General features: G+C 68.3%; 18 protein-coding genes. 12 read left to right on the top strand and 6 right to left on the bottom strand.

The genetic code is table 11. From position 1 onward, the window contains the following. Positions 1-53 precede the first annotated feature (53 nt). Positions 54-968, top strand: coding sequence for a patatin-like phospholipase family protein (locus ASD55_RS00520; RefSeq protein WP_056762928.1), 915 nt, complete (start codon positions 54-56; stop codon positions 966-968). An 81-nt stretch (positions 969-1,049) separates the two neighbouring features. Next, positions 1,050-3,110, top strand: a complete 2,061-nt coding sequence (locus tag ASD55_RS00515) for a S9 family peptidase (RefSeq protein ID WP_056762924.1) — start codon at positions 1,050-1,052, stop codon at positions 3,108-3,110. Between the two features lie 74 nt (positions 3,111-3,184). On the opposite strand, the gene ASD55_RS00510 is transcribed toward ASD55_RS00515, so the two are convergent. Continuing rightward, positions 3,185-3,364, bottom strand: coding sequence for a hypothetical protein (locus ASD55_RS00510; RefSeq protein ID WP_056764370.1), 180 nt, complete (start codon positions 3,362-3,364; stop codon positions 3,185-3,187). Positions 3,365-3,573: 209 nt separating this feature from the next. Between ASD55_RS00510 and ASD55_RS00505 the strand changes: the two genes are divergently transcribed. From ASD55_RS00505 to ASD55_RS00495, 3 genes are read left to right on the top strand one after another with little or no spacing between them, the layout of a single operon-like run. Next, entirely contained in the window at positions 3,574-3,957 is a 384-nt protein-coding gene (locus tag ASD55_RS00505; RefSeq protein WP_056762920.1) for a GntR family transcriptional regulator, read from the top strand. 1 nt (position 3,958) lies between these two features. Next, positions 3,959-4,852, top strand: coding sequence for an ABC transporter ATP-binding protein (locus tag ASD55_RS00500; protein WP_056762918.1), 894 nt, complete (start codon positions 3,959-3,961; stop codon positions 4,850-4,852). After that, the gene (locus ASD55_RS00495) at positions 4,849-6,321 is read left to right on the top strand and encodes a hypothetical protein (protein WP_056762915.1); all 1,473 of its coding nucleotides are present in this window, start codon (positions 4,849-4,851) and stop codon (positions 6,319-6,321) included. The genes ASD55_RS00500 and ASD55_RS00495 overlap by 4 nt, the downstream gene beginning before the upstream one ends. Before the next feature lie 8 nt (positions 6,322-6,329). On the opposite strand, the gene ASD55_RS00490 is transcribed toward ASD55_RS00495, so the two are convergent. Continuing rightward, the gene (locus ASD55_RS00490; RefSeq protein WP_056714556.1) at positions 6,330-7,436 is read right to left on the bottom strand and encodes a PA0069 family radical SAM protein; all 1,107 of its coding nucleotides are present in this window, start codon (positions 7,434-7,436) and stop codon (positions 6,330-6,332) included. Between the two features lie 147 nt (positions 7,437-7,583). Between ASD55_RS00490 and ASD55_RS00485 the strand changes: the two genes are divergently transcribed. Beyond that, positions 7,584-7,817 carry a hypothetical protein gene (locus tag ASD55_RS00485; RefSeq protein WP_056762911.1) on the top strand — a complete coding sequence of 78 codons (234 nt, stop codon included), beginning with the start codon at positions 7,584-7,586 and terminating at the stop codon, positions 7,815-7,817. Positions 7,818-7,823: 6 nt separating this feature from the next. Here the strand turns inward: ASD55_RS00485 and ASD55_RS00480 are convergent, their stop codons facing one another. Beyond that, positions 7,824-9,500 (bottom strand): AMP-binding protein, encoded by a 1,677-nt coding sequence (locus tag ASD55_RS00480; protein ID WP_056762909.1) that lies wholly within the window; start codon positions 9,498-9,500, stop codon positions 7,824-7,826. A 153-nt stretch (positions 9,501-9,653) separates the two neighbouring features. On the opposite strand from ASD55_RS00480, the gene ASD55_RS00475 reads away from it, so the two are divergent. Beyond that, positions 9,654-9,917, top strand: coding sequence for a GlsB/YeaQ/YmgE family stress response membrane protein (locus tag ASD55_RS00475; protein ID WP_235577682.1), 264 nt, complete (start codon positions 9,654-9,656; stop codon positions 9,915-9,917). Between the two features lie 65 nt (positions 9,918-9,982). On the opposite strand, the gene ASD55_RS00470 is transcribed toward ASD55_RS00475, so the two are convergent. After that, complete coding sequence (locus tag ASD55_RS00470) at positions 9,983-11,638, bottom strand: MFS transporter (protein WP_056762907.1); 1,656 nt, start codon at positions 11,636-11,638, stop codon at positions 9,983-9,985. Between the two features lie 154 nt (positions 11,639-11,792). Then, the gene (locus tag ASD55_RS00465; RefSeq protein ID WP_056762904.1) at positions 11,793-13,166 is read right to left on the bottom strand and encodes a carbohydrate porin; all 1,374 of its coding nucleotides are present in this window, start codon (positions 13,164-13,166) and stop codon (positions 11,793-11,795) included. A 216-nt stretch (positions 13,167-13,382) separates the two neighbouring features. Between ASD55_RS00465 and acs the strand changes: the two genes are divergently transcribed. From acs to ASD55_RS00445, 4 genes are all read left to right on the top strand, one after another. Then, positions 13,383-15,323, top strand: coding sequence for an acetate--CoA ligase (acs, locus tag ASD55_RS00460; protein WP_056762901.1), 1,941 nt, complete (start codon positions 13,383-13,385; stop codon positions 15,321-15,323). A gap of 78 nt (positions 15,324-15,401) precedes the next feature. Next, entirely contained in the window at positions 15,402-16,073 is a 672-nt protein-coding gene (locus ASD55_RS00455) for a response regulator transcription factor (RefSeq protein WP_056716450.1), read from the top strand. A gap of 148 nt (positions 16,074-16,221) precedes the next feature. Continuing rightward, positions 16,222-20,925 carry a glutamate synthase-related protein gene (locus ASD55_RS00450; protein ID WP_056762898.1) on the top strand — a complete coding sequence of 1,568 codons (4,704 nt, stop codon included), beginning with the start codon at positions 16,222-16,224 and terminating at the stop codon, positions 20,923-20,925. Between the two features lie 16 nt (positions 20,926-20,941). After that, positions 20,942-22,387, top strand: a complete 1,446-nt coding sequence (locus tag ASD55_RS00445; protein WP_056762895.1) for a glutamate synthase subunit beta — start codon at positions 20,942-20,944, stop codon at positions 22,385-22,387. Positions 22,388-22,426: 39 nt separating this feature from the next. Here ASD55_RS00445 and ASD55_RS00440 read toward each other — a convergent pair whose 3' ends face one another. Further along, entirely contained in the window at positions 22,427-25,891 is a 3,465-nt protein-coding gene (locus ASD55_RS00440) for a PAS domain-containing hybrid sensor histidine kinase/response regulator (protein ID WP_056762893.1), read from the bottom strand. 80 nt (positions 25,892-25,971) lie between these two features. Between ASD55_RS00440 and ASD55_RS00435 the strand changes: the two genes are divergently transcribed. Continuing rightward, the gene (locus ASD55_RS00435; protein ID WP_056762891.1) at positions 25,972-26,616 is read left to right on the top strand and encodes a 4'-phosphopantetheinyl transferase superfamily protein; all 645 of its coding nucleotides are present in this window, start codon (positions 25,972-25,974) and stop codon (positions 26,614-26,616) included. Positions 26,617-26,672: the final 56 nt, after the last annotated feature.

Raw genomic sequence — 26,672 nt, 5'->3', positions numbered from 1 at the left:
TCCCCCTGCCTGCAGGGGGAGGAGCAGATCAGAATCTTCCGATACCGATGCCCATGCCCTTTCGCCGTTTGCTGCCACTGCTCGCCACCCTCCTGCTCGGTGCCTGCACGCACGCCAGCAAACCCGCGCCGGTGGTCGCCCCGCCGGTGGCGCCGGTGAAGCTGAAGATCGGCCTCGCGCTCGGCGGTGGGGCGGCCAAGGGCTTCGCCCACATCGGCGTGATCAAGATGCTGGAGGCCAGCGGCATCCATCCGGACGTGGTCGCCGGCACCAGTGCGGGCAGCGTGGTCGGCGCGCTGTACGCCAGCGGCATGGACGCGTTCGCGCTGCAGCAGACCGCATTCGGTCTCGACGAGGCGAAGATCCGCGACGTGCGGCTGTTCTCCGGCGGCCTGGTGCAGGGCCAGGCGCTGCAGGATTACGTCAACCAGCTGGTGCACAAGCAGCCGATCGAACAGTTGAAGATGCCGTTCGCCGCTGTTTCGACCGAGCTGGAAACGGGCACGCGCACGGTGTTCGTGCGCGGCAACACCGGCCGCGCGGTGCGCGCATCGTCCAGCATTCCCGGCGTGTTCGAGCCGGTGGAGATCCACGGCAAGCACTACGTCGACGGCGGCGTGGTCAGCCCGATCCCGGTCGACGCGGCACGCCAGCTCGGCGCCGACTTCGTGATCGCGGTGGACATCTCCGCCGCGCCCGACGGCAGCAACCCGCAGGACATGATGGGCATCGTGGGCCAATCGATCGACATCATGGGGCGGCAACTGGCGGCGCAGGAAAGCGCGCGCGCCGAGGTGGTGATCCGGCCCGACCTGCGCGGCATCGGCCCCACCGATTTCGAGCAGAAGAACCAGGCCATCCTGGCCGGCGAGAAGGCCGCGCTGGCAGCGATCCCCGCCATCCGGGCAAAGCTGGCCGCCATGGCCACCGCACGCCAGACGGCCGGCAGCAACGCTGCGCAGCGCTGATCCGGTCGCCATGCCGTCCTGCACTTGGCGTGCGCGGCACCGGGTTGTAGCTTCGGGATTCCCCACGCCGGAATCCCTCCCATGCCGAAACGCTCACGCCTGATCGTCCCGCTGTCGCTGCTCACTCTCGCGCTGGCACCGCAAGCCTTCGCCGCCACGGCCGAGGTCGATCCGCGCATCGAGCAGGTGTTGACCGAACTGGGCAAGGCGCAGTCGATCCAGGCCACCGCGATCTCGCCGGATGGCAAGCAGCTCGCCTGGGTGATCCAGCGCGACGGCAAGCCGGCAATCGAGGTGGCGAATGCCGACGGCAGCCATGCGCGCCGGGTGACCGCCGCGGCGCGGTCCGGCAGCTGCGCCGAATCCGGCATCGCCTGGGCGCCCGACTCGCACCATCTCGCCTTCGTTTCCAACTGCAACGTCGACCTCACCAGCACCAAGGTGATGCAGAACGCCATCTATCTGGCCGACACCACCGGCCACGATGCAGCACCGGCGCGTCTGGCCGAGTTGAAGGGTTACGTGCGCGCCCTGCAGTGGACCGATGACGGCAAGTCGCTCGGCTTCCTCTACGTGGCAGGCGCCACCCGCCACGCCAGCGCCACCGCCGCGGCCAAACCGGCCGCCGGCGAGATCGGCGTGACCGGGGTGGAAGTGCAACGCGTGGCCAGCCTCGACGTGGCCAGCGGCACGCTGCGCGAGCTGACGCCGGCCGACAGGTACGCGTACGAGTTCGACTGGTCGCCGGACGGCTCGCGCATCGCCTATACCGCCGCGCTGCCGCCGGGCGACAACAACTGGTGGATCGCCAAACTCTACGTGCAACCCGCGCAGGTGGACGCCACCGCGACCGTGCTGGTCGATCCGGCCGACGCCGCCAGCGGCTCGCTGCAGCATCTTCAGATCGCGCTGCCGCGCTGGTCACCGGATGCCTCGCGGATCGCCTTCATCGGCGGCCTGATGAGCGACCAGGGCGCCACCGGCGGCGACATCTACGCGGTACCCGCCGCCGGCGGTGCGCTGGTCAACCTCACGCCCGGCATCAAGGTCACGCCGAGCTGGCTGCGCTGGACCTCGCCGCAGTCGATGCTGGTCAGCCAGGTCAGCAATGGCCAGAGCCAGCTGGCCGACTACGCCGTGTCCGCCACGCAGGCGCAGCAGCAGCGCGTGCACTTCACCGTGCCGGCCAGCATCAGCGACGGCAGCGCCTCGATGGCGATGTCGCTGTCCGCCGACCTCAGGCACGTCGCCTTCCTGCAGAGCTCGTACGCCCGCGCCACCGAGGTGCACGCCGGCGCGCTGGGCAAGGCCGCGCCGCCGGCGGTGACCTCGTTCAACGCCGCGCTGAAACCCGCCTGGGGCAAGGCCGAATCGGTGGAGTGGAACAACGAGGGTTTCCACGTGCAGGGTTGGCTGCTGTATCCGGCCCACTACGATCCGAAGAAGACCTATCCGATGGTCGTGGTGGTGCACGGCGGTCCGTCGAGCGCGGTGATCCCGCGCTGGCCGGGCGTGGGTTACGGCGCCGCGCCGCTGTCCGCGCTGGGCTATTTCGTGTTCCAGCCGAACCCGCGCGGCAGCTTCGGCCAGGGCGAGAAGTACGTGCAGGCCAACCGCAAGGACTTCGGCTACGGCGACCTGCGCGACATCCTCGCCGGCGTCGACGCGGTGGAGAAGAAGTTTCCTGTGGACGACCAGCGGCTCGGCCTCACCGGCTGGAGCTACGGCGGTTTCATGAGCATGTTCGCGCCGACCCAGACCCAGCGCTTCCGCGCCGTTGTGGCCGGCGCCGGCATCTCGAACTGGCAGAGCTATTACGGCCAGAACCTGATCGACCAATGGATGCCGCCGTTCTTCGGCGCCAGCGTCTATGACGACCCGGCCGTCTACGCGAAGAGCTCGGCGATCAACTTCATCAAGCAGGTGAAGACGCCGATGCTGATCGTGGTCGGCGACCGCGACGCCGAATGCCCGGCACCGCAGTCGTTCGAGATGTGGCATGCGCTGCGCGCGCAGGGCGTGCCGACCTCGCTGGTGGTGTATCCGAACGAGGGCCACCACTTCGTCGACCCCGCCCACCAGCGTGACGTGCTGCAGCGGGCGCTGGGCTGGTTCGACAAGTACCTGCCGGCCAGCCGCTGAGCCGAACGACATGAACCGACCGACAAAGAAAGAGCGGGCCGACTGGCCCGCTCTTTCTTTGTCGCGCCTCGTCGTCAATGCTCGGGCGGGTCCTTGTTGCGGGTCTTGGTGACCGCGCCCAGGATGCCCGCGCCGACCAGCACGACCGCGCCGCCGATGATCCACTGGTTGGGCACGTGCAGCAGCGTGGCGATGTAGACCAGACCGCCGATGACGACGATCATGCCGATCAGATAGAGCGCGAACGAGGACATCGGTGCCTCCCTGGTGCAGGTCGCCGCGGCGTACACGCCTCGACGAATGGCCGCATTGCAGCCGATCGGACTTCATCGGCGCGTGAAGAAGGCTTGAGGCGCTCCCCGGCGCCGTCGACGCGGTGCTCCCCGGCAAGAGGCAGGCCACCTGCCGACCAGGTCGGAAGTCATTGTTGACAGGCTCCGTGTGTATTGCTGTACTGATACACATGGATGCCTCCCTGCTCACCGTTCAACCGACCGCCAGCGAGCCGATCTATCGGCAGATCGTCGAACAGCTGCGCCGGCTGATTGCCGGAGGCCAGCTCGCCCATGGTGAACTGCTGCCGTCGGTGCGCGACGTCGCCGGCTTCCATGCGATCAACCCGATGACCGTGTCGCGCGCCTACGGCATGGCCGAAAGCGAGGGCCTGGTCGAGCGCCTGCGCGGCAAAGGCATGGCGGTGATCGCCACGCGCAAGGCCGCGCAAAGCGAAAGCCATCGGCTGGCCCTGCTCGAACCGCAATTGCAGGCATTGGCGCGCCATGCCCACGAACTCGAACTGACCGCCGCGCCGGTGCTGCGGCGCCTGACCAAACTGCTGGGAGAATGAAATGAACGCGATGCCGAGTGAAACGGAATCCACCATCGCTCCGCTCGCGGTGCGCGGCCTGGTCCACAGCTACGAAGGCAGCCATGCGCTGAACGGCGTCGACCTGGCGATGGAACCGGGCAGCGTGCTCGGCCTGATCGGCCGCAACGGCGCCGGCAAGTCGACCCTGATCCGCATCATGCTTGGCCTGCTCGAACCGATGGCCGGGGTCGCGACGGTATTCGGCGAACCGGCGCTCGCGCTCGGCGACGAAGCCAAGGCGCGCATCGCCTATGTGCCGCAGCAGCCCGAGGCGCTGGCCTGGCTCACCGCGCAACAGATGCTCGACTTCGTCGGCCGTTTCTACCCGCGCTGGGACAAGACCTTCGTCAGGAACACGCTGGAACGCTGGCAGATCCAGCCGAACCGGCTGCTGGCGAAGCTGTCGCCGGGCGAACGCCAGCGTGTCGACCTGATCCGCGCGCTGGCTTCGCAACCGGAACTGCTGGTGCTGGACGAACCGGCCGCGGCGCTCGACCCGGTCGCCCGCCGCGAACTGCTGCGCGAGGTGGCGCTGCGCGCCGGCGAGTCCGGCACCACCGTGCTGTTCTCCACCCATATCGTGTCGGACCTGGAACGCGTGGCCTCGGAAGTGGCGTTCCTGCATCGGGGCAAGTTGCTGATGCGCTGCAGTGTCGATGAGACCAAGGAACGTTACGCGCGGCTGTGGCTGCCCGGGCGGCTGAGCGCGGCCGCTCCCGCGCACAGCCTGAGCCGGCGTCGCCACGACGACGGCAGCCTCAGCCTGGTGGTCGAGCTCGACGAGCGCGGCCGCTGGCCGGAGGCCGCCAGCCTGGCCGGCGCCCGCGTCGACGCACTCGGCCTGGAGGATCTGTTCGTGGAGGTGGCCGAATGAAACCGTCGCAGCTGTTCCGGATTCCCTGGTACGCGGCCCATCGCTCGCTGCGCTGGATGGCGGTGGTGCTACTGACCGTGTGTGCCGGTTCGGCCATCGGCCTCGGCCTGTTCGGCAGCAAGCCCGGCCATTTCGCCGGCGCGATCTTCATGTTTGGCGTGGGCCTGCTGTTCGTGTGGGCATTCTTCCTGTCGACCACCCTGTTGCTGGCGATCGATGCGTGGCAGCTGCGCGTGCCGGCGATCCAGCGGCAGATCGTGGCGTCCCTGCTGCTGCATGCGGGGCTCGGCATCGCCGTGCCGACCCTCGTGCTGGGCATGCTGGGCGCGCCGGTGCTCAACACCGCGGTCGTGCTGACGCTGTGCACGTCGGTCGGGCTCGCGTTCGCGCTGATGCCGCGCTATTGCGCCATCTTCTTCGGACTGATGCCCACCCTGGGCAATACGCTGTGGCATCGCCTGCACCTGCCCGGCATCGACGACCCCCGCTTCGTGCTGCTCGCGCTGCCGCTGATCCTGCTGTCGCTGTTGCTGATCGTGATCTGCTGGCGCCGGCTGCTGCGCGTCGGCTCCAGCCGCGCGCAGGGCTGGAGTTCGCCGATGGTGCTGCAGTATCGCAGCGGCGGCTGGGGCCAGTGGAGCGCCATCGGCGACCTGCGCCAACTGCAGCAGCGACCGGACTGGCTGCAGTTGGCCGTCAGCCTCGACGGCGTGGGCCCGACGGCCCCGCACAAGGCGTTGCGGGTGGCGCTGGGCGGCTGGTACCTGCCGCAAACCTGGCGCAGTTACGCCAGGCAACTGGGCCTGATGATCGGCTTCATCGCGCTGCCGTTGCTGGGTGTCGCCTGGCTGCTGCACTGGGGCGGACAGGACGCGCAGGCCGCCGTCGCGATGCGTGGCGTGTTGATCGGCAGCCTTGGCATGGTCGGCGGCGTTGCCGGTCCGATGATCTGCACGTTCAGCCTGATCTGGCTGAACAGGCGCTGGCAACAGGCCAATGCCGAACTGCCCCTGCTGGCACTCCTGCCGGGGCTGGGCGAACCCGCGCAGGCGCGGCGGCAAGTGGTGCGCGCCGGGCTCGGCCTGCCGCTGGTTCTGCATGCGCTGCTGGCGCTGCTGATCGGTGTCGCCATGCTGTGCTGGCATGGCCACGTCGCGATGCTGTCGTTCCTGCTGCTGGCCCAGCTGGGTGCCACGACCGTCACCGTGGCGATGCTGCTCAATCTTTTCGGTGGCCGCCGGCTGTCCATCTGGGTGAGCGGCGCGGTGCTGGTCACCAGTTTCGTGCTCTGCCTGTCGAGCCTGCTGCTGCCGGCCATCAGCTGGGGCCGTCACCCGGTCGCGGGCGTCGAGCCACTGCTGCTGCCCCTGGTCGGCGCGTGGTTGCTGCTGGGCGCCGGCATGATCTGGCTAGCGCGACGCGGCTGGCGCGGGTTGATGCAATTGCCGCATCCGTTTGTGCAGAGCTGAGCGGGCTCTCAGAACAATTCGCCCTGGGGCGAGGGTTTGCGCGGCGGCACGAAGCGCGAGGTATCCAGTTGCAGCTCGCGGGCGCGGGCGAAGCCGTGCCGACGGCAGGCCAGCTCGAAGCGACGGCGCAGCAGGTCGGCGAACACGCCCTGCCCGCGCATGCGGGTGGCGAAGTTGCTGTCGTAGTCGCGACCGCCGTTCATCTGCTGCACCAGGCTCATCACGTGTTCGGCGCGCTGCGGCGCATGCAGGGCCAGCCATTCGCGGAACAGCGACTTCAGTTCGTGCGGCAGGCGCAGCGTGGTGTAGCCGGCGCTGCGCGCGCCGGCATCAAAGGCCTGTGCCAGCACCGCTTCCATGTCCTTGTCGTTCAATGCGGGAATGATCGGCGCCACCAGCACGCCGACCGGCACGCCGGCCTCGGCCAGGTTGCGGATCGCCTTGATCCGCCGGTGCGGCGCGCTGGCGCGCGGTTCGAGTTTCGCGGCGAGATGGTTGTCCAGCGAATTGACCGAGACGAACACCTGCACCAGCCCTTCGCGCGCCATCGGCTGCAGGATGTCGAGGTCGCGCTCGACCAGCGCGTTCTTGGTCACGATGGTGCACGGGTGATGGCATTCGGCCAGCAGCTCCAGCGCGGCGCGGGTCAGCCGCCAGCGCTTCTCGATCGGCTGGTAGGGGTCGGTGTTGCTGCCGATGTTGATCGGGCTGATCGCGTAGCCGGGCTTGCCCAGTTCCGCCCGCAGCATCTCGGCCAGGTTGCCCTTGGCGCGGATCTTCGTCTCGAAGTCGAGACCCGGCGACAGGTTGAGATAGCTGTGCGAGGGCCGCGCGAAGCAGTAGATGCAGCCGTGCTCGCAGCCGCGATACGGATTGATCGCCTGGCTGAAGGCGATGTCCGGCGAGTCGTTGCGGCTGATCACGCTGCGCGCGCGCTCGTCGGTGACTTCCGTGCGCGGGCGCGGCGCATCCTCGTCCAGCAGCGCACCCTGCCAGCCGTCATCTTCGGCCTGGTGGCGGACGTGTTCGAAGCGGCCTTCGGGATTCGACGCGGCGCCGCGCCCCTTGTGCGCACGCGGGGCACAGGGTGAGTCGGGTGGTGATGGCGAGCTCATCCGGGCAGTGTGGCGTGCCGGAATCTCAATCGTGGCGACACCGCGTCAAGCTGTGATTCCACGCGCGCCCGGCGCGCATGGGCGGCGCTATGATCTGCCCGTCCGTCGCCGTGGGAGCGACGCTCCATCCACTTGCCGGGTCGTGCCATGCGCTGGTTGCTGCTTGTTTCCACCGTATTCGCCTTCGTGCTCTGCTTCACCCGCCACAGTGCCGGCGCGTGGGGTTTCTGGATGCTGGTCGGGCTGCTCGGGGTGTTCGCCAGCACGTTGGCCTTCGTCCACGCCCGCATCGCCGGCAACACACGGGAAGCCAGCTTGTCCGAGTACGACCTCAAGCGTCTGCGCGAGGGCAAGCCGCCACTCCGGCATGAGCGTCCTTGACGCCGGTCAGGGCCCCAGCTCGGCCGCCATCGCGTCGCGCATCAGGTATTTCTGGATCTTGCCGGTCACCGTCATCGGGAAGGTGTCAACGAAGCGCACGTAGTGCGGCACCTTGTAGTAGGCGAGGTGATGGCGGCAGTAATCCTGGATCTCGGCCACGCTGGCGCTGACGCCGTCGCGCAGGATAATCCACGCGCACACCTGCTCGCCGAATTTCGGGTCGGGCACGCCGAACACCTGCACGTCGCGGATCTTCGGATGGCCGTAGAGGAACTCCTCGATCTCGCGTGGGTACACGTTCTCGCCGCCCCGGATGATCATGTCCTTGAGCCGGCCGACGATGCTGCAATAGCCGTCCGCGTCGATCACCGCCAGGTCGCCGGTATGCATCCAGCGCGCCTCGTCGATCACCTCGGCGGTGCGTGCGGGGTCGTCCCAGTAACCCAGCATCACCGAGTAGCCACGCGTGCACAGCTCGCCGGTGGTGCCGCGGGGCACCACTTGGCCGGCCTCGTCGACCAGTTTCACCTCCAGCTGCGGGTGGATCCGTCCCACGCTGTCGACGCGGCGTTCCAGCGGATCGTCGGGCACGGTCTGGAAGCTCACCGGGCTGGTTTCGGTCATGCCGTAGGCGATGGTGACGTCGGCCATGTGCATCTCGCCGACCACCCGGCGCATCACCTCGATGGGACAGGGCGAGCCGGCCATGATGCCGGTGCGCAGCGAGCTCAGGTCGAATTCGCCAAAGCGCGGATGCTCCAGCTCGGCGATGAACATGGTGGGCACGCCGTGCAGGCCGGTGCATCGTTCCTCGGCCACGCATTGCAAGGTGGTCAGCGCGTCGAAGCCCTCGCCGGGGATCACCATGCAGGCGCCATGGGTGACGCAGGCCAGGTTGCCCAGCACCATGCCGAAGCAGTGATAGAACGGCACCGGGATGCACAGCCGGTCCTGCTCGGTCAGGCGCATCGCCTCGCCGATGAACCAGCCGTTGTTGACGATGTTGTGGTGGGTCAGGGTGGCGCCCTTGGGCGCGCCGGTGGTGCCGGAGGTGAACTGGATGTTCACCGCGTCGTCGAAGTTGAGCGCCGCTTCGCGCACGCGCAACAGCGCACGCGCCGCCTCGTCGCCAAGCGCGGCCAGCTCCGCCCATCGGCGGGTACCGGGCTCGTCCTGCTGGTCCAGCAGGATCACCTCGCGCAACGCGGGCAACCTGGCCGCCTGCAACTGGCCCGGTGCCGCCGTCGCCAGTTCCGGCGCCAGCTCGGTGAGCATCGCCAGGTAGTGCGAGGTCTTGAAGCGGCGCGGCAGCACCAGTGCGCGGCAGGCCACCTTGTTCAGCGAGTACTCCAGCTCGTGCGTGCGGTACGCCGGATTGATGTTGACCAGGATCAGCCCGGCCTTCGGCGCGGCGAACTGCAGCACGACCCACTCGGCCCGGTTCGGCGCCCAGATGCCGATGCGCTCGCCCCGCTCCAGGCCCAGCGCCAGCAGGCCCGCCGCGACACGTTCCACCTCGGCATGGAATGCCCGATAGTCCAGGCGCACGTCCTGCGCACGCGCGACCAGCGCCGGTCGCTGCGGGTATTTCGCCGCCACCCGATCGAGCAGGCCACCGACGGTTTCGCCCAGCAGCGGCTGCAGGCTGGCGCCATGCACGTAACTCGGTGTGGCTGTGGTCATCGGCCGGTTCCCGGTGGCGTCACCGCTGAATGCTGGGCGCCAGCATACCCCGGCCCACAGCCGTCACGACCGCTGCACACGCGAGCGCAGACGCTGCGGCGGCGTGGCCCGGCATGCGGCCACCGTCGACTCTTTCGCTCGAACCAGGAGTTCATGATGACGCTTACCGCCCTGCTCATCTTCTTGTTGATAGGCGCCATCGCCGGCTGGCTGGCCGGGTTGATCGTGCGCGGTTTCGGCTTCGGCCTGCTAGGCAACATCGTGGTCGGCATCATCGGCGCGTTCCTGGCCGGCTGGCTGCTGCCGACGCTCGGTGTCGGCTTCAGCCTGGGCAATCCGATCGTCACCAGCATCGTCTACGCGATGATCGGCGCGATCGTGCTGCTGGTGATCATCGGACTGATCAAGCGCGCCTGACGCGCTTCGCAACGAAGAACGCAGCGGCTCCCGCCGCTGCGTTCTTCGTGCCGCGCCCGCATGGCTCAGGCGGTGATGTCGACATCCTTGGTTTCGCGCACGAACAGCATGCCGATCACGAAGGTCATCAGCGCGATCACCACCGGATACCACAGGCCCGCGTAGATGTTGCCGGTGAGCGCCACGATGCCGAACGACACCGAGGGCAGGAAGCCGCCAAACCAGCCGTTGCCGATGTGGTACGGCAGGCTCATCGAGGTGTAGCGGATCTTGGTCGGGAACATTTCCACCAGCCACGCCGCGATCGGGCCGTAGACCATGGTCACGTACAGCACCAGCAGGAACAGCAGGAACACCAGCATCGGGTAATTGCTGCGTGCCGGATCGGCCTTGGCCGGGTAGCCGGCCTGGTCCAGCGCCGCGCCGAGGCTGGCCGCAAACGTCTTGCCCTGGGCCGCGAAGTCGGCCTTGGCCAGCGTGCCACCCTCGAAGGCGTCGATGCTGGCGCTGCCCACCGTGACCTTTGCCACCGTGCCCGCCGGGGCGGCCTGGTTGTCGTACGGTACGCCGCGCTTGGCCAGCGTGCTCTTGGCGATGTCGCAGGAGCTGGTGAAGGTGGAGGTGCCGGTGAGGTTGATCTGCAGGTGGCAGTTGGCCGGGTCGGCGTGCACGGTGACCGGCGCCGTGGTGCGGGCCGCCTCGATGCCGGGATTGCCGTAGTGGGTGATCGCCTTGAAGATCGGGAAATAGGTCAGCGCGGCCAGCAGGCAGCCGGCGAGCACCACCGGCTTGCGGCCGATCTTGTCCGACAGCCAGCCGAACACCACGAAGAACGGCGTGCCGATCAGCAGCGCGGCCGCGATCAGCAACTGGGTGGTGGTCGAATCGATCTTCAGCGTGCTGCCGAGGAAATACATCGCGTAGAACTGGCCGCAGTACCACACCACGGCCTGGCCGGCGGTGGCGCCCAGCAGGGCCAGGATCACCAGCTTCAGGTTGCCCCAGCGGGCGAACGATTCGGTCAGCGGCGCCTTGGAGGTTTTGCCCTCTTCCTTCATCTGCTGGAACACCGGCGACTCGGCCAGCTGCAGGCGGATGTACACCGACACCGCCAGCAGCAGGGAGGAGATCAGGAACGGAATGCGCCAGCCCCAGTCCTCGAACTTGTCGCCCATCATCCATTTGCAGCCCAGGATCACCAGCAGCGACAGGAACAGGCCGAAGGTGGCGGTGATCTGGATGAAGCTGGTGTACAGGCCGCGCTTGCCCGGCGGTGCATGTTCGGCCACGTAGGTGGCTGCGCCGCCGTACTCGCCGCCCAGCGCCAGGCCCTGCAGCATGCGCAGCAGGATCAGGATCACCGGCGCCGCCACGCCGATCGAGCCGTAGCTGGGCAGCAGGCCCACGAAGAACGTGGACAGGCCCATGATCACGATGGTGATCAGGAAGGTGTATTTGCGCCCGACCAGGTCGCCGACCCGACCGAACACCAGCGCGCCGAACGGACGCACGGCGAAACCGGCGGCGAACGCCAGCAGGGCGAACACCAGCTGGCTGGCCTCGTTGAGCCCGGAGAAGAACTGCTTGCCGATGATCACGGCCAGCGAGCCGTACAGGTAGAAGTCGTACCACTCGAACACGGTACCCAGGCTGGACGCCAGGATGACCCGCTTGTGGCTGACATCGAGCGCGGCGCGCCCGTCGATCGCGGTGGTGGCCATGGATGTTTCCCCTCTCAGGATAGTGGGATGCCGCTCTCCGCCAGGGTGGAAGAGAAGTCGACCGATGCGGTCCCCCGGCAAGCCCCGGACCGCACCCCGTCATCCCCCCGCAAGGCGGGAGGCTGTGCGGCGATGCCAGGCATCGCCGGTGAAGTCAGAAGCGGTACAGCGCGTTGAGGCTGACCTGGTTGCCGCTGGTGGTCCTGTGGTCGGTGCCGTTGCTGGTCGAATCCAGCTTGTCGTGCAGCCACTCCATGCCCAGCTCGTAGGAACCGGCCGCGTACTGCAGGCTCAACGCGGTCTGCCGATTGCGCAGCAGGCCGGTGGCGCCGTTGCCCATCCAGTCGACCACGTCATTCCGGTCCGGCTTGTTGTAGGCGTAGAACGCGTACAGGCTCCAGTTCGGCGTGAAGCTGTAACCGGCCTGTGCATAGCCGCCGGTTTCCTGGATGTCGCCGAACTGCGACATCGCGCCGAAGATCTGGCCCAGGCCCTTGCCGCTGTACGCCGCACCCTTGAAGGTCCACGGGCCGGGCTTCCACTGTCCGCCGAGCTCGTAGCCCACGCTGGTGACCTCGGACTTCACCGGCGTGGCCGCGGTGCCGCCCACCCCGCGCAGGTCGACCTTGCTGTAATGCCCCGCGAAATAGGCCAGCCAGTTCTTGTCCTGCACGTGCAGGCGCGCCTCGAGCTGCGGCCGGAAGCCGGCGCTGCCCGCGGTCAGGTAATTGACGTTGTTGCCCGGGCCGCTCCAGTGGCCTTCGAACACGCCCACGTCGAGTCGCCACTGCGCGCCGGTGCTGCCATGGTTCAAGTCCTGCATCACCACCAGGCCGGGGAAGCGCCAGCCGATCACGCCCGAGCCGTAACCCAGCGGGAATGCGATATGCGCCAGCGAAGTGGCCGAGTTGTCGATCGGGAACATCAGGTCCCATTGCTGGCCGATGCGCACCGTGGTGCCACTCTCGGGGTTGGTCAGGTCCATGTAGGCCTGGCGCAGGCGCGGCGTCGGCTGCTGCTGGCTGTAGGCGCCGGTGCCGTTGAAGCCGCCGAAGAAGTCCATCTCGATGCGACCGCCGCCGCTCCAGTTGCCGGCGAACTTGGCGCCCTTGAAGTCCAGCCAGAAGCGCGTGTTGCGAACGTCGACGCCGCTGAGGGAGCCTTTCGAGCCGGGCGTCGGATACAGCGCGTTCTGCCCGTTGCCGTAGGAAAAGCTCTTGTTCTGGCTGAAGGCGCTGGCGCTGATGAAACCATGCAGGGCCACCGACACGCCGGGCGCGCTGCTGAACACCGGCGTCGCCGGCGCGGCAGCGACCTGCTGCACCGGGGCGGGCGCGGGCGCGGGAGCGGCCTTCTGCGCCTGCACCATCGCCTTGAGTTCGTTCAACTGTTGTTCGAGCTGGGCCACCCGTTGTTCGAGTTGCTGTTCGCGCGTGTCGCTTTGCGCGTGGCCGGCGAGCGGAAGCATCAGCGCACATGCCATGCTCAGGGCAAGCGCGTTGCGGCGATTGGTGTGTCGCGTAGTCATGCGTGCGTCTCCCCAGGTCGATGACAGGCCGAGCATGGCCATGCTGCAGCGCGCGCGACTATTCGCCATTGGTCGAAGTTCGACCAAAGTCGAGCGCGCCCGCCGCCGCAGGCCCCGGCTTGATCGGGCTACACTCGACGTCCGTGCTGCGCCGGGCGCTGACGCCAGGCGCGCGAATCCCGTCGCCACTGGTGACGCCGCCAGCAGGAGCCAGCCATGTCCAAGCTTTATCCGGTCGACCCGTCGTTTGCCGCCGCAGCGCGTTTGCGCCACGACGACTACACCAGGCTGTATGCCGAGTCGGTCAGCGACCCGGAAGGCTTCTGGGGTCGCATCGGCCAGCGACTGGACTGGATCAAGCCGCCGACGAAGATCAAGGATGTGTCGTTCGATCCGCAGGACCTGCACATCCGCTGGTACGAGGACGGCGAGCTCAACGTCAGCGCGAACTGCCTCGACCGCCACCTGGCCGAGCGCGGCGACAAGGTGGCGATCATCTTCGAAGGCGACGACCCGAAGGACTCGCGTCGGATCAGCTATCGCGAGCTGCACACCGAAGTGTGCAAGTTCGCCAACACGCTGAAGCACCTGGGCGTGGTCAAGGGTGATCGCATCGCGATCTACCTGCCGATGATTCCCGAAGCCGCGGTGGCGATGCTGGCCTGCGCCCGGCTGGGCGCGATCCACTCGGTGGTGTTCGGCGGCTTCTCGCCCGACTCGCTGGCCGGGCGCATCGTCGACTCGCAGGCCAAGGTGGTGATCACCGCCGACGAAGGCCTGCGCGCGGGCAAGCACATTCCACTCAAGGTCAACGTGGACGCCGCGCTCGAACGCCCCGGCACCAACAGCGTGGAAACCGTGATCGTGGTGCGCCACACCGGCAGCGCGGTACACATGCAGTCGCCGCGTGACCGTTATTGGCACACCCTGATGGAAGGCCAGAGCGCCGACTGCCCGGCCACCCCGGTCGAGGCCGAGCATCCGCTGTTCGTGCTGTACACCTCCGGCTCCACCGGCAAGCCGAAGGGCGTGCAGCACAGCACCGGCGGCTACCTGGTATTCATCAGCTACACCCACGAGCAGGTGTTCGACCTGCGCGAGGACGACGTCTACTGGTGCACCGCCGACGTCGGCTGGGTCACCGGCCACAGCTACGTGGTGTACGGCCCGCTATGCAACGGCGCCACCACGGTGATGTTCGAGGGCGTGCCGAACTACCCCGACTTCAGCCGCTTCTGGCAGGTGATCGACAAGCACCAAGTCAGCCTGTTCTATACCGCGCCCACCGCGATCCGCGCCCTGATGCGCGAAGGCGAGGCGCCGGTGAAGAAGACCTCGCGCGCCAGCTTGCGCCTGCTCGGCTCGGTGGGCGAACCGATCAATCCCGAAGCGTGGGAGTGGTACCACCGCGTGGTCGGCGACGAACGCTGCCCGATCGTCGACACCTGGTGGCAGACCGAGACCGGCGGCATCCTGATCTCGCCGCTGCCCGGCGCGATCGCCACCAAGCCCGGCTCCGCCACCTTGCCGTTCTTCGGCATCAAGCCGGCCATCGTCAACGCCGATGGCGAAGTGAAAGAGGGCGTGGCCGAAGGCAACCTGTTGATCACCGACTCCTGGCCCGGCCAGGTGCGCACCATCTACGGCGACCATCAGCGCTTCATCGAAACCTACTTCAGCGCCTATCCCGGCAACTATTTCACCGGCGACGGCGCCCGCCGCGACGAGGACGGCTACTACTGGATCACCGGCCGCGTCGACGACGTGATCAACGTGTCCGGCCATCGCCTCGGCACCGCCGAGGTGGAGAGTGCGCTGGTGGCCCACCCGAAGGTCGCCGAAGCCGCCGTGGTCGGCTGTCCGCACGAGATCAAGGGCCAGGGCATCTACGCCTACGTCACCCTGGTCGCCGGCGAGACCGGCAGCGACGAACTGCGCAAGGAGCTGATCGCCTGGGTGCGCAAGGAGATCGGCCCGATCGCCACGCCGGACTACCTGCAGTGGGCACCCGGCCTGCCGAAGACCCGCTCGGGCAAGATCATGCGCCGCATCCTGCGCAAGATCGGCGAGAACCAGCCCGACCAGCTCGGCGACATCACCACGCTGGCTGATCCTGGCGTGGTGAAGAACCTGGTTGATGAGCGGTTGATCAAATGACGGGATTTGGGAGGCGGGATTCGGGATTCGCAAAAGCGGGTCTGCCGAATCCCGAATCCCGCCTCCCGATACCCGCCCATGACTGACATCCTGATCGCCGACGACCATCCGCTGTTCCGCGACGCGTTGCAGCGCGCGGTGCTGGCGGCCGTGCCGCAGGCGCGGGTGCACAGTGCGGACAGCGTGCATGCGCTGCTCGGGCTGATCGAGCAATTCCCCGACGCCGAGCTGCTGCTGCTCGACCTGCACATGCCCGGCGCGCGGGGCTATTCGGCGCTGGCGCATATCCGCGGGCAGTATCCGGGACTGCCGATCATGGTGGTGTCCGGCCATGAAGAGGCCCAGGTGGCGCGCCGCGCGCTGGCCCACGGTGCGTCGGCCTATGTGCCCAAGTCCACCGCGGGCGAGGACATCGTGGCGGCGATCCGCGCCGTGCTCGATGGCGACGTCTGGCTGCCGCACGCCCTGCTGGGCGGTTCCGACGAACTGCGACCCGACGAAGCCGCCGCCGCCGCCCAGATCGCCACGCTGACGCCGCAGCAGTTCCGGGTGATGACGATGATCGCCGAGGGCCTGCTGAACAAGCAGATCGCCTGGGAGCTCGGCGTTTCCGAGGCGACCGTGAAGGCGCACATGACCGCGATCATGCGCAAGCTCGGGGTCAGCAACCGCACCCAGGTCGCGCTGGCCGCCAGCCAGCTGGCGGTGGACCAGGAAGCGATGCCGGTGCTGCCGCCCGAGGAAGACTGAGCGGGCCGCGGACAGCCACTGCCCGTCGGTCTGGACGGTCAGGCGAATAGCCGTCCATCCCTATAGACGTCCAATTGCGAAAAACCCCTTGCGCTTTTGCTGCATCGCACTATAGTCGATAAGCAGCCATTCCCGTGGAGGGGAGTCAATGGATCAGCCGCAGGCCCAGGGTCTGTACGACCCGCGCAACGAACACGACGCCTGCGGCGTGGGCTTTGTCGCCCATATCAAGGGCCGCAAAAGCCACGCGATCATCGAGCAGGGCCTGCTGATCCTGCGCAATCTCGATCATCGCGGCGCGGTCGGCGCCGATGCGCTGATGGGCGATGGCGCCGGCATCCTGATCCAGATTCCCGACCAGTTCTATCGCGAGGAAATGGCCGCCCGGGACATCGTGCTGCCGCCACCGGGCGAGTACGGCGTGGGCATGGTGTTCCTGCCCCGCGAGCAGGCGTCGCGGCTGGCCTGCCAGCAGGAACTGGAACGCGCGGTGCGAGCCGAGGGCCAGCAGGTGCTGGGCTGGCGCGACGTGCGGGTGGACGCCACGATGCCGATGTCGCCCACCGTGCGCGGGCGCGAGCCGGTGATCCGGCAGATCTTCATCGGCCGCGGCCCGGACGTGATGGTGCCCGACGCGCTGGAGCGCAAGCTATACGTGATCCGCAAGACCTCCAGCCACGCGATCCGTGCGCTGGGCCTGAAGTACGGCAAGGAATACTTCGTGCCGTCGATGTCCACCCGCACCGTGGTCTACAAGGGCCTGCTGCTGGCCGACCAGGTCGGCCAGTATTACCTCGACCTGGCCGACCCGCGCACGGTGTCGGCGCTGGCGATGGTGCACCAGCGCTTCTCCACCAACACCTTCCCGGCGTGGGAGCTGGCCCATCCGTACCGGATGATCGCCCACAACGGCGAGATCAACACCGTCAAGGGCAACGTCAACTGGATCAACGCGCGCACCGGCGCGATTTCCTCGCCGGTGCTCGGCGACGACCTGGCCAAGCTGTGGCCGCTGATCTACCCGGGCCAGTCCGACACGGCCTCGTTCGACAACTGCCTCGAACTGCTGACGATGGCCGGCTACCCGCTGTCGCACGCGATGATGATGATGATTCCCGAGGCGTGGGAACGGCACACTCTGATGGACGACAACCATCGCGCGTTCTACGAGTACCACGCCGCGATGATGGAGCCGTGGGACGGACCGGCCGCGATCACCTTCACCGACGGCCGCCAGGTCGGCGCCACGCTGGATCGCAACGGCCTGCGCCCGGCGCGCTACCTGATCACCGACGACGACCTGGTGATCCTGGCTTCCGAGGCCGGCGTGCTGCCGGTGGCCGAATCGCGCATCGTGAAGAAGTGGCGGCTGCAGCCGGGCAAGATGCTGCTGATCGACATGGAAGCGGGGCGGATCATCGACGACCAGGAACTGAAGGACCAGCTCGCCAACGCCAAGCCGTACAAGCAGTGGATCGAGCACATCCGGATCAAGCTGGACGCGTTGCCCGAGCCCCGCGCCGAGGCGCGCCTGGGCGACGACCTGCTCGATCGCCAGCAGGCGTTCGGCTACACCCAGGAAGACCTGAAATTCCAGCTGCTGCCGATGGCGCTGGACGGCCAGGAAGCGATCGGCGCGATGGGCAACGACGCACCGCTGGCGGTGCTGTCCGATCGCGACAAGTCGCTGTACAGCTATTTCCGTCAGTTGTTCGCCCAGGTCACCAACCCCTCGATCGACCCGATCCGCGAACAGCTGGTGATGTCGCTGGTGTCCTTCATCGGGCCCAAGCCGAACCTGCTGGACATCAACAACATCAATCCGCCGCTGCGACTGGAAGTGCAGCAGCCGGTGCTGGATTTCGCCGAGATGGCGAAGATCCGCAAGATCGGCCGCTACTCCAAAGGCAAGTTCCGCAGCTTCGAACTCGACATCACCTACCCCGCCGCGTGGGGCAAGCAAGGCATCGAGGCGCGGCTGGCCTCGCTATGCGCGCAGGCCGTGGACGCGATCGGCCAGGGCCACAACATCCTGGTGGTGTCCGACCGCCACGCCGACCGCGAGCGCGTGGCGATTCCCGCCCTGCTGGCCACCTCGGCGGTCCATCTGCACCTGGTCAACCGCGGCCTGCGCACCAGCACCGGCCTGGTGGTGGAGACCGGCTCGGCGCGCGAGGTGCATCACTTCGCCCTGCTCGCCGGCTACGGCGCCGAGGCGATCCATCCCTACCTGGCGATGGAGGTGCTGGCGCAGCAGTTCGCCGCCAGCCCGGGCGGGATCAGCGCCGACAAGGCGATCCACAACTACATCAAGGCGATCGACAAGGGCTTGCAGAAGGTGATGTCCAAGATGGGCATCTCGACCTACATGTCCTACACCGGCGCGCAGATCTTCGAGGCGGTGGGTCTCAGCCGCGAGCTGGTCGATGGCTACTTCACCGGCACCACCTCGAACATCGAGGGCATCGGCCTGTTCGAGGTGACCGAGGAGGCGCTGCGCCAGCACCGGGCGGCCTGGGGCGACGACCCGCTGCTGGCCGACGCGCTCGACGTGGGCGGCGAGTACGCCTGGCGCACGCGCGGCGACGAACACATGTGGACGCCGGACTCGATCGCCAAGCTGCAGCACGCCACCCGCGCCAACAGCCCCGGCACCTACCAGGAATACGCGCAGCTGATCAACGACCAGACCCGCCGCCACATGACGCTGCGCGGGCTGTTCGAGTTCCGCATCGATCCGGCGGCGGCGATTCCGCTGGACGAGGTGGAACCGGCCAGGGAGATCGTCAAGCGCTTCGCCACCGGCGCGATGTCGCTGGGCTCGATCTCCACCGAGGCGCACGCCACGCTGGCGGTGGCGATGAACCGGATCGGCGGCAAGTCCAACACCGGCGAAGGCGGCGAGGACGAGGCGCGCTACCGCGACGAATTGCGCGGCATCGCGATCCAGTCCGGTGACACCCTGGCCAGCGTGATCGGCGCGCAGCACATCGAAAGCGACATCGCGCTGGAAGCCGGCGATTCGCTGCGCTCGCGGATCAAGCAGGTGGCCTCGGGCCGCTTCGGCGTCACCGCGGCCTACCTGGTCTCGGCCGACCAGATCCAGATCAAGGTGTCGCAAGGCGCCAAGCCCGGCGAGGGCGGCCAGCTGCCCGGCCACAAGGTGTCCGAATACATCGCGCGGCTGCGCTTCTCGGTGCCCGGCGTGGGCCTGATCTCGCCGCCGCCGCACCACGACATCTATTCGATCGAGGATCTGGCCCAGCTGATCCACGACCTGAAGAACTGCAATCCGCAGGCCTCGATCTCGGTGAAGCTGGTGTCCGAGATCGGCGTGGGCACGGTCGCCGCGGGCGTGGCCAAGTCCAAGGCCGACCACGTGGTGATCGCCGGCCACGACGGCGGCACCGGCGCCTCGCCGTGGTCGTCGATCAGGCACGCCGGCACGCCATGGGAACTGGGCCTGGCCGAGACCCAGCAGACCCTGGTGCTGAACCGGTTGCGCGGACGCATCCGGGTGCAGGCGGACGGCCAGATGAAGACCGGCCGCGACGTGGTGATCGGGGCGTTGCTGGGCGCCGACGAGTTCGGCTTCGCCACCGCGCCACTGGTGGTGGAAGGCTGCATCATGATGCGCAAATGCCACCTCAACACCTGCCCGGTCGGCGTGGCCACGCAGGACCCGGTGCTGCGCCGGAAGTTTGCCGGCAAGCCGGAGCACGTGGTGAATTTCTTCTTCTTCGTCGCCGAGGAAGCGCGCCGGATCATGGCCCAGCTGGGCATCCGCCGCTTCGACGACCTGGTCGGCCGCGCCGACCTGCTCGACGTGCGCCAGGGCATCGCGCACTGGAAGGCGCGCGGGCTGGATTTCTCGCGGGTGTTCCATCGCCCCGAGGTGCCCGCCGAGGTCGCCCGCCGCCACGTGGAATCGCAGGACCACGGCCTGGAGAAAGGCGGCAAGGCGCTCGACCACGTGCTGATCGAGAAGGCCCGCGCCGCGCTGGAGCAGGGCGAGAAGACCAGCTTCATGCTCGGCGTGCGCAACGTGAACCGCACCGTGGGCACCATGCTGTCCGGCGAAGTGGCGCGGCGCTACGGCCACGCCGGCCTGCCCGACGACACCATCCACGTGCAGTTGTCCGGCGTCGCCGGGCAGAGTTTCGGCGCGTTCCTGGCCCGCGGCATCACCCTCGACCTGGTCGGCGAAGGCAACGACTACGTGGGCAAGGGCCTGTCCGGCGGCCGCATCATCGTGCGCTCACCGAACGACTTCCACGGCTTCGGCCCGGAGCACATCATCGCGGGCAACACCGTGCTGTACGGCGCCACCGAGGGCGAGGCGCATTTCAACGGCGTCGCCGGCGAACGCTTCGCCGTGCGCAATTCCGGCGCCAGCGCGGTGGTCGAAGGCGTCGGCGACCACGGCTGCGAATACATGACCGGCGGCACCGTGGTGGTGCTGGGCGATACCGGACGCAACTTCGCCGCGGGAATGTCCGGCGGCGTCGCCTACGTGTACGACCCGCGCGGCGCGTTCGAGCGCAAGTGCAACCTCGCCATGGTGGCGCTGGAGCCGGTACTTGCCGGCGTGGAGCAGGAGGTCCGCGTGCCGCCGCATCACTGGCATGCCGTTTCGCGCAGTGCGCCGCGCGCCACCGACGAGGCGATCCTGCGCCAGTTGATCGAGGCGCATTTCCGTCACACCGGCAGCTTCCGCGCCAAGGACATCCTGCATGACTGGCAAAGCGCGCGCGCGCGCTTCGTCAAGGTGATGCCGCACGAATACCGGCGCGCGCTGGGCGATGCGAACGCCGCGTCCGCCACGGCATCCACCGCGACGGCCACGGCCTGAGGCCAGGGGAAGACAGATGGGCAAGATCACCGGCTTTCTCGACTATCCGCGGCTCAGCGAAACCAGCGAGGCGCCCGCGCAGCGCAAGAAGCACTGGCGCGAGTTCATCCGCCATCTGGGCGACGCCGACGCGTCGACCCAGGCCGCCCGCTGCATGGATTGCGGCATTCCGTTCTGCCACAACGGCTGCCCCGTCAACAACCTGATCCCCGACTTCAACGAGCTGGTCCACCAGCAGGACTGGCGGCGCGCGCTCGAGGTGCTGCACTCGACCAACAACTTCCCCGAGTTCACCGGGCGGATCTGCCCGGCGCCGTGCGAGTCGGCGTGCACGCTGAACATCAACAGCGAGGCGGTGGGCATCAAGTCGATCGAGCACAAGATCATCGACAAGGGCTGGGAAGAAGGCTGGGTCACCGCGCAACCGGCGGCGCGGCCCAGCGGCAAGAGCGTCGCGGTGGTCGGCTCCGGTCCGGCCGGACTCGCCGCCGCGCAGCAGCTGGCACGGGCGGGACATGCGGTGACGGTGTTCGAGAAGAACGACCGCATCGGCGGCCTGCTGCGCTATGGCATCCCCGATTTCAAACTGGACAAGATGCTGATCGATCGCCGCGTGGAGCAACTGCGCGGCGAAGGCGTGCAGTTCCGCACCGGCGTGTTCGTGGGCGATGCCGCCGCGGGAAGGGCCGGCGAGACGATCACGCCCGATCAGCTGAAGCAGGATTTCGACGCGGTGGTGATCGCCGGCGGCGCCGAGACGCCGCGCGACCTGCCGGTACCCGGGCGCGAACTGAACGGCGTGCATTTCGCGATGGACTTCCTGCCGCAGCAGAACAAGGTGGTCGCCGGCGACCGGCTCGACCGGCAGATCCTGGCCACCGCGAAGAACGTGGTGGTGATCGGCGGCGGCGACACCGGCTCGGATTGCGTGGGTACCTCCAATCGCCACGGTGCCGCGTCGGTGACCCAGTTCGAGCTGCTGCCGCAACCGCCGGTGCAGGAGAACAAGCCGCTGGTGTGGCCGTACTGGCCGATTCGCCTGCGCACTTCGAGCTCGCACGAGGAAGGCTGCCAGCGCGACTGGGCGGTGGCCACCAAGTGTTTCAACGACGACGGCGCGGGCAACGTGCGCAGCCTCACCGCGGTGCGGCTGGAGTGGAAGGACGGCCGGATGACCGAGATCGCCGGCAGCGAGTTCGAGGTGCCCGCCGGGCTGGTGCTGCTGGCGATGGGTTTCGTCTCGCCGCTGCAGCATGTGCTGGACGCGTTCGGCGTGGAGAAGGACGCCCGCGGCAACGCCAGGGCCGGCACCGACGACTACCGCACCAGCGTCGACCAGGTGTTCGCCGCCGGCGACATGCGGCGCGGGCAGTCGCTGGTGGTGTGGGCGATTCGCGAAGGCCGCCAGTGCGCTCGTGCGGTCGACGAGTACCTGATGGGCAGTTCGCTGCTGCCGCGCTGAGCTGGCTGAACTGTGCTGGCTGAGCTAGTGCTGGCTGGGCTAGTGCTGGCCGCGCAGCGGCGCAGCCAGCAGCGCGCGCAGGGCCGCCGGCTTCACCGGCTTGTGCAACAGCGGGTAACCCAGCGCCCGTGCCCGCTGCTTCAGCTCGCTGCTGCCGTCGGCGGTGATGATCGCCGCCGGCGGCATCTGCACCACCGCGTCGCGCAGTTGCTGCAGGGCCTGCAGGCCATCGACATCGTTGGCCAGGTGGTAGTCGGCGAGGATCAGGTCGATCGGACCACGCCGCAGTTCCGCCCGCGCCTGGTCCACGTCGACCGCGGTGCGGCAGTCGATGCCCCAGCGCCCGAGCAACGCGCGCATGCCGTCGAGGATCGACTCGTCGTTGTCCAGGCACAGCACGGTCAGCGGCAGCTGCGTGTCCGGGCCGCTGCGCGCCACGCGCCGACGCCGCATCGGCACGCTTTCATTGCGTGGCACGCTCACCGCGAAACGGCTGCCATGCTGCACGCGTGAGTCGAGGTCCAGGCGATGGCCGAGAATGCCGGCCAGCCGGTCGCAGATCGACAGGCCCAGGCCCAGCCCCTTCTCGCCCCACGGCGACGGCTGCTCCAGGCGCTGGAACTCGTCGAAGATCCGCGCCCGCTGCTCCGGCGGAATCCCCGGTCCGGTGTCCCACACCTCGATGCGCACCTGGTCGCCGAGCCGGCGCGCACCCAGCAGCACGCCGCCGTGGCGCGTGTAGCGCAAGGCATTGGACAGGAAGTTCTGCAGGATCCGCCGCAACAGCTGGGGATCGCTGCGCACGGCCAGTCGCGTCGGCGCCACGCGCAGGCGCAGGTCACGCTGTTCGGCCACCACGGCGAACTGCGCCTTCAGCGAATCGAACAGGTCGGCCAGCGCAAAGCCCGATACGTCGGGACGATAGCTGCCGGTGTCCAGGCGCGAGGTGTCGAGCAGTGCGTCCAGCAGGTCCTCGGCCGCGCGGAACGAGGCATCGATGCGTTCGGCCAGCTGTTCGGCCTCGCTGTCCAGCCCCGGATGCTGGCGCAGCGCCGAGGTGAACAACCGCGCGGCGTTCAACGGCTGCAGCAGGTCGTGGCTGGCGGCGGCGAGGAAGCGCGTCTTGGAAATGTTCGCCGCCTCGGCCGCACGACGCGCCTGGGCGGTGGCCACCAGCGCTTCGGACAGTTCGGCGGTGCGCTGCTCCACGCGCAGCTCCAGCGTCTCGTTGGCTTCCATCAGCGCCTGCTCGGCGTTCTTGTAGGCGGTCACGTCGGTATAGGTGGTCACGTAGCCGCCGCCGGGCAGGGCGCGGCCGTGCATCTCGATCACCGTGCCGTCCGGCCGGATGCGCTGGAACAGGTGCGAGGAGCCGGCGCGCATGTAGTCGATGCGTTTGGCCACATGGCCGTCCACTTCGCCGGGACCGCACTCGCCCAGCTCGGCGTTCCAGCGGATCAGCTCGGCCACCGGCACGCCGACGTGGACCATGCCGTCGGGATAGTCGAACAGCTCCAGGTAGCGCCGGTTCCATGCCACCAGGCGCATGCTGGCGTCGACCACGCTGATGCCCTGCGAAACGTTTTCCAGCGTGGTGGACAGCAGTTCGCGGTTGAAGCGCAGTTCCTGCGAGGCTTCGTCCAGCAGCGCCATCGACTCGGCCAGGTCCAGCCCGCTGCCGGAGAGCGCGCTGATCAGGATGCGCCGCGCATTCGCCGCGCCGACAGCCGAGGCGAGCAGGCGTTCGGTGAACTGGATCAGCGCGCGATCCGCGGCGGCGCCGGGCAGCAGCGGCTTGTCCAGGCGGTGGCCGTACTCCTCGAACGCGCGCGCGCTGCTGCGCTCGCCGACGATGCGTTCGGCGATCGTGCGCAGGTCGGCCACCACCACGCGGCCACGCCAGTCGCCCGCGCCGCTGCGACTGGCCGGATCGGCATCCATGAACACCGCCGCGTGCAGGCGCTCTTCCAGGCTGGGCCGGAAGCGCAGCGAGACGAACACCAGGCAGCCCACGTTGACCAGCAACGACCAGAACGTGCCGTGCATCACCGGTTCCCAGCCGCTGAGGTGGAACAGCGCCTGCGGACGCAGCCAGTCCCAGCCCAACGGCCCCTGCTGCAGCCACTGGTCCGAGCGGATCAGCGCCGGCAACAGCAGGGTGTAGACCCATACGATGAAGCCGCCGGCCAGGCCCACCACCACGCCACGACGGCTGGCGCCGCGCCAGTACATCGCGGCGACCAGGGCCGGGGCAAACTGCGCCACCGCGGCGAACGCCAGCAGGCCGGTGGCGGCCAGGTTCTCCGCATTGGCGGCGACGCGGTAGTACGCGTAGGCCATCGCCGCCAGCAGGACGATCGCGATTCGCCGCACGCCCAGCACCAGCTGCGACAGGTCGCTGCGATGTTCCAGCCGCAGGCGGCGGAAGCGCAGCAGGGCCGGCATCACCAGGTCGTTGCTGATCATCGTGGACAATGCCACCGCCGCCACGATCACCATGCCGGTGGCGGCCGAGAATCCGCCCACGAAAGCCAGCAGGGCCATGCCCCGATCGCCGTGCGACAACGGCAGGGTCAGCACCCACGCGTCAGCCGCGCCGTCGCGCACCAGCGGCATGTGCGCGCCGGCCGCCACGATCGGCAGCACCGCGAGGCTGACGATCACCAGGTACAGCGGCACCATCCAGCGCGCGCGGCTGAGATCGCTGGCGTCCTCGCATTCGACCATGCCGATCTGGAACTGGCGCGGCAGGCAGAACATCGCGCAGAAGGCCAGCATCGTCTGGGCCATGAAGCCCGGGCTCAGTCCGTGACTCAGCTGGGCCATCGGCGGCTGCACGGTGCCGAGCAGGCCGGGGCCACGCCACAGCGCGTAGCCCGCCAGCGCCACGAAGGCGAACAGCTTGATCAGCGATTCCAGCGCGATCGCCAGCATCAGGCCATGGTGGTGCTCGGTCGCATCGATGCTGCGCGTGCCGAACAGGATCGCGAACAGGGCCAGCAGCACGGCACACCACATCGCGCTGTCGATCCCGCCCGCCTTCATCGCACCAAACGCCGCGCCGCCCAGCACGCCGTACGACATTGCCACGGCCTTGAACTGCAGCGCGATATACGGCACCACCGCGATCACCGCGATCACCGCGACCAGCGCCGCCAGCCCGTGCGACTTGCCGAAGCGTGCACCGATGAAGTCGGCGATCGACGTGATGTTGCGCTGCCTGACCACTTGCACCAGCCGGCGCAGCAGGCCGAAACCGAACACGTACAGCAGGATCGGGCCCAGATAGATCGGCAGATAGGCCAGGCCGTCGCGCGCGGCCGTGCCCACGGCGCCGTAGAACGTCCACGACGAACAATAGACGGCCAGCGCCAGGCTGTAGACGATCGGGCGCAGGCGCGGCTGACGCGGATACAGCGGTCGCCGGTCGCCCGCGTAGGCCACCACGAACAGCAGTCCCACGTAGAGCAGCGACACCAGCAGCAGCAACCAGCCCTGGATCAAGCCAATCTCCCCCAGCAGATGGGCGGCGCGGCGGGCGATCCGCGCTTGTGCCCCGGCGGGCCGGACGGCACCATGCCCTGATGATCGCCCCGCCCGAACTCGTGCTTGCCAACGTAGCAGAGGCCCTGCGCGATGACGAGATTCATGTGTGGCGAGTGCACTACCGACAGGCGCTGGGACGGAAGCCGCTGCGCACGGTGCTTGCCGCCTATCTCGATGTCAGCCTGGAACGGGTGGCGCTGGTGGATGGCGAGCATGGCCGTCCCGCGCTGGACGCGTTCCACGATCAGTCGCTGGGCTTCAACTGGTCGCACAGCGGCGATCAGGCGCTGATAGCGGTGGGACGGCACGTGGCGCCCGGGATCGACCTCGAGCGCGCGCGACCGCGCCAGCGCAGTCTGGAGATTGCCCGGCGCTTCTTCAGCGCCGACGAAGCGGCGGCCCTGGCGGCGCTGCCGGCGGCGGCGCGCGACGCGGCCTTTCTGGAACTGTGGACGGCCAAGGAGGCCGTGGTGAAGGCGCTGGGACGCGGCATCGCGTTCGGGCTCGACCGCTTCAGCGTCACCAGCGATGCCGGGCAGCTGCGCCTGCGACACCTTCAAGGTGACGACGTCGACGCCTGGCAACTGCGCCGGCTCGAGCTGGACGCCGGCCTGGTCGCGGCACTGGCATGGCGGGGGGACGAGCGCCGGATACGGTTCGGGGCGCTTGCCAGCAGCGAGTGATCGGCGCACTGTTTCCGGTCGATCGACGGCCACGTATCGGCCGTCGGCTGCCTCGC

It is taken from the genome of Rhodanobacter sp. Root561, assembly GCF_001427365.1.
Taxonomy (GTDB): domain Bacteria; phylum Pseudomonadota; class Gammaproteobacteria; order Xanthomonadales; family Rhodanobacteraceae; genus Rhodanobacter.
This window is presented reverse-complemented; position numbering and strand designations above follow the sequence as displayed.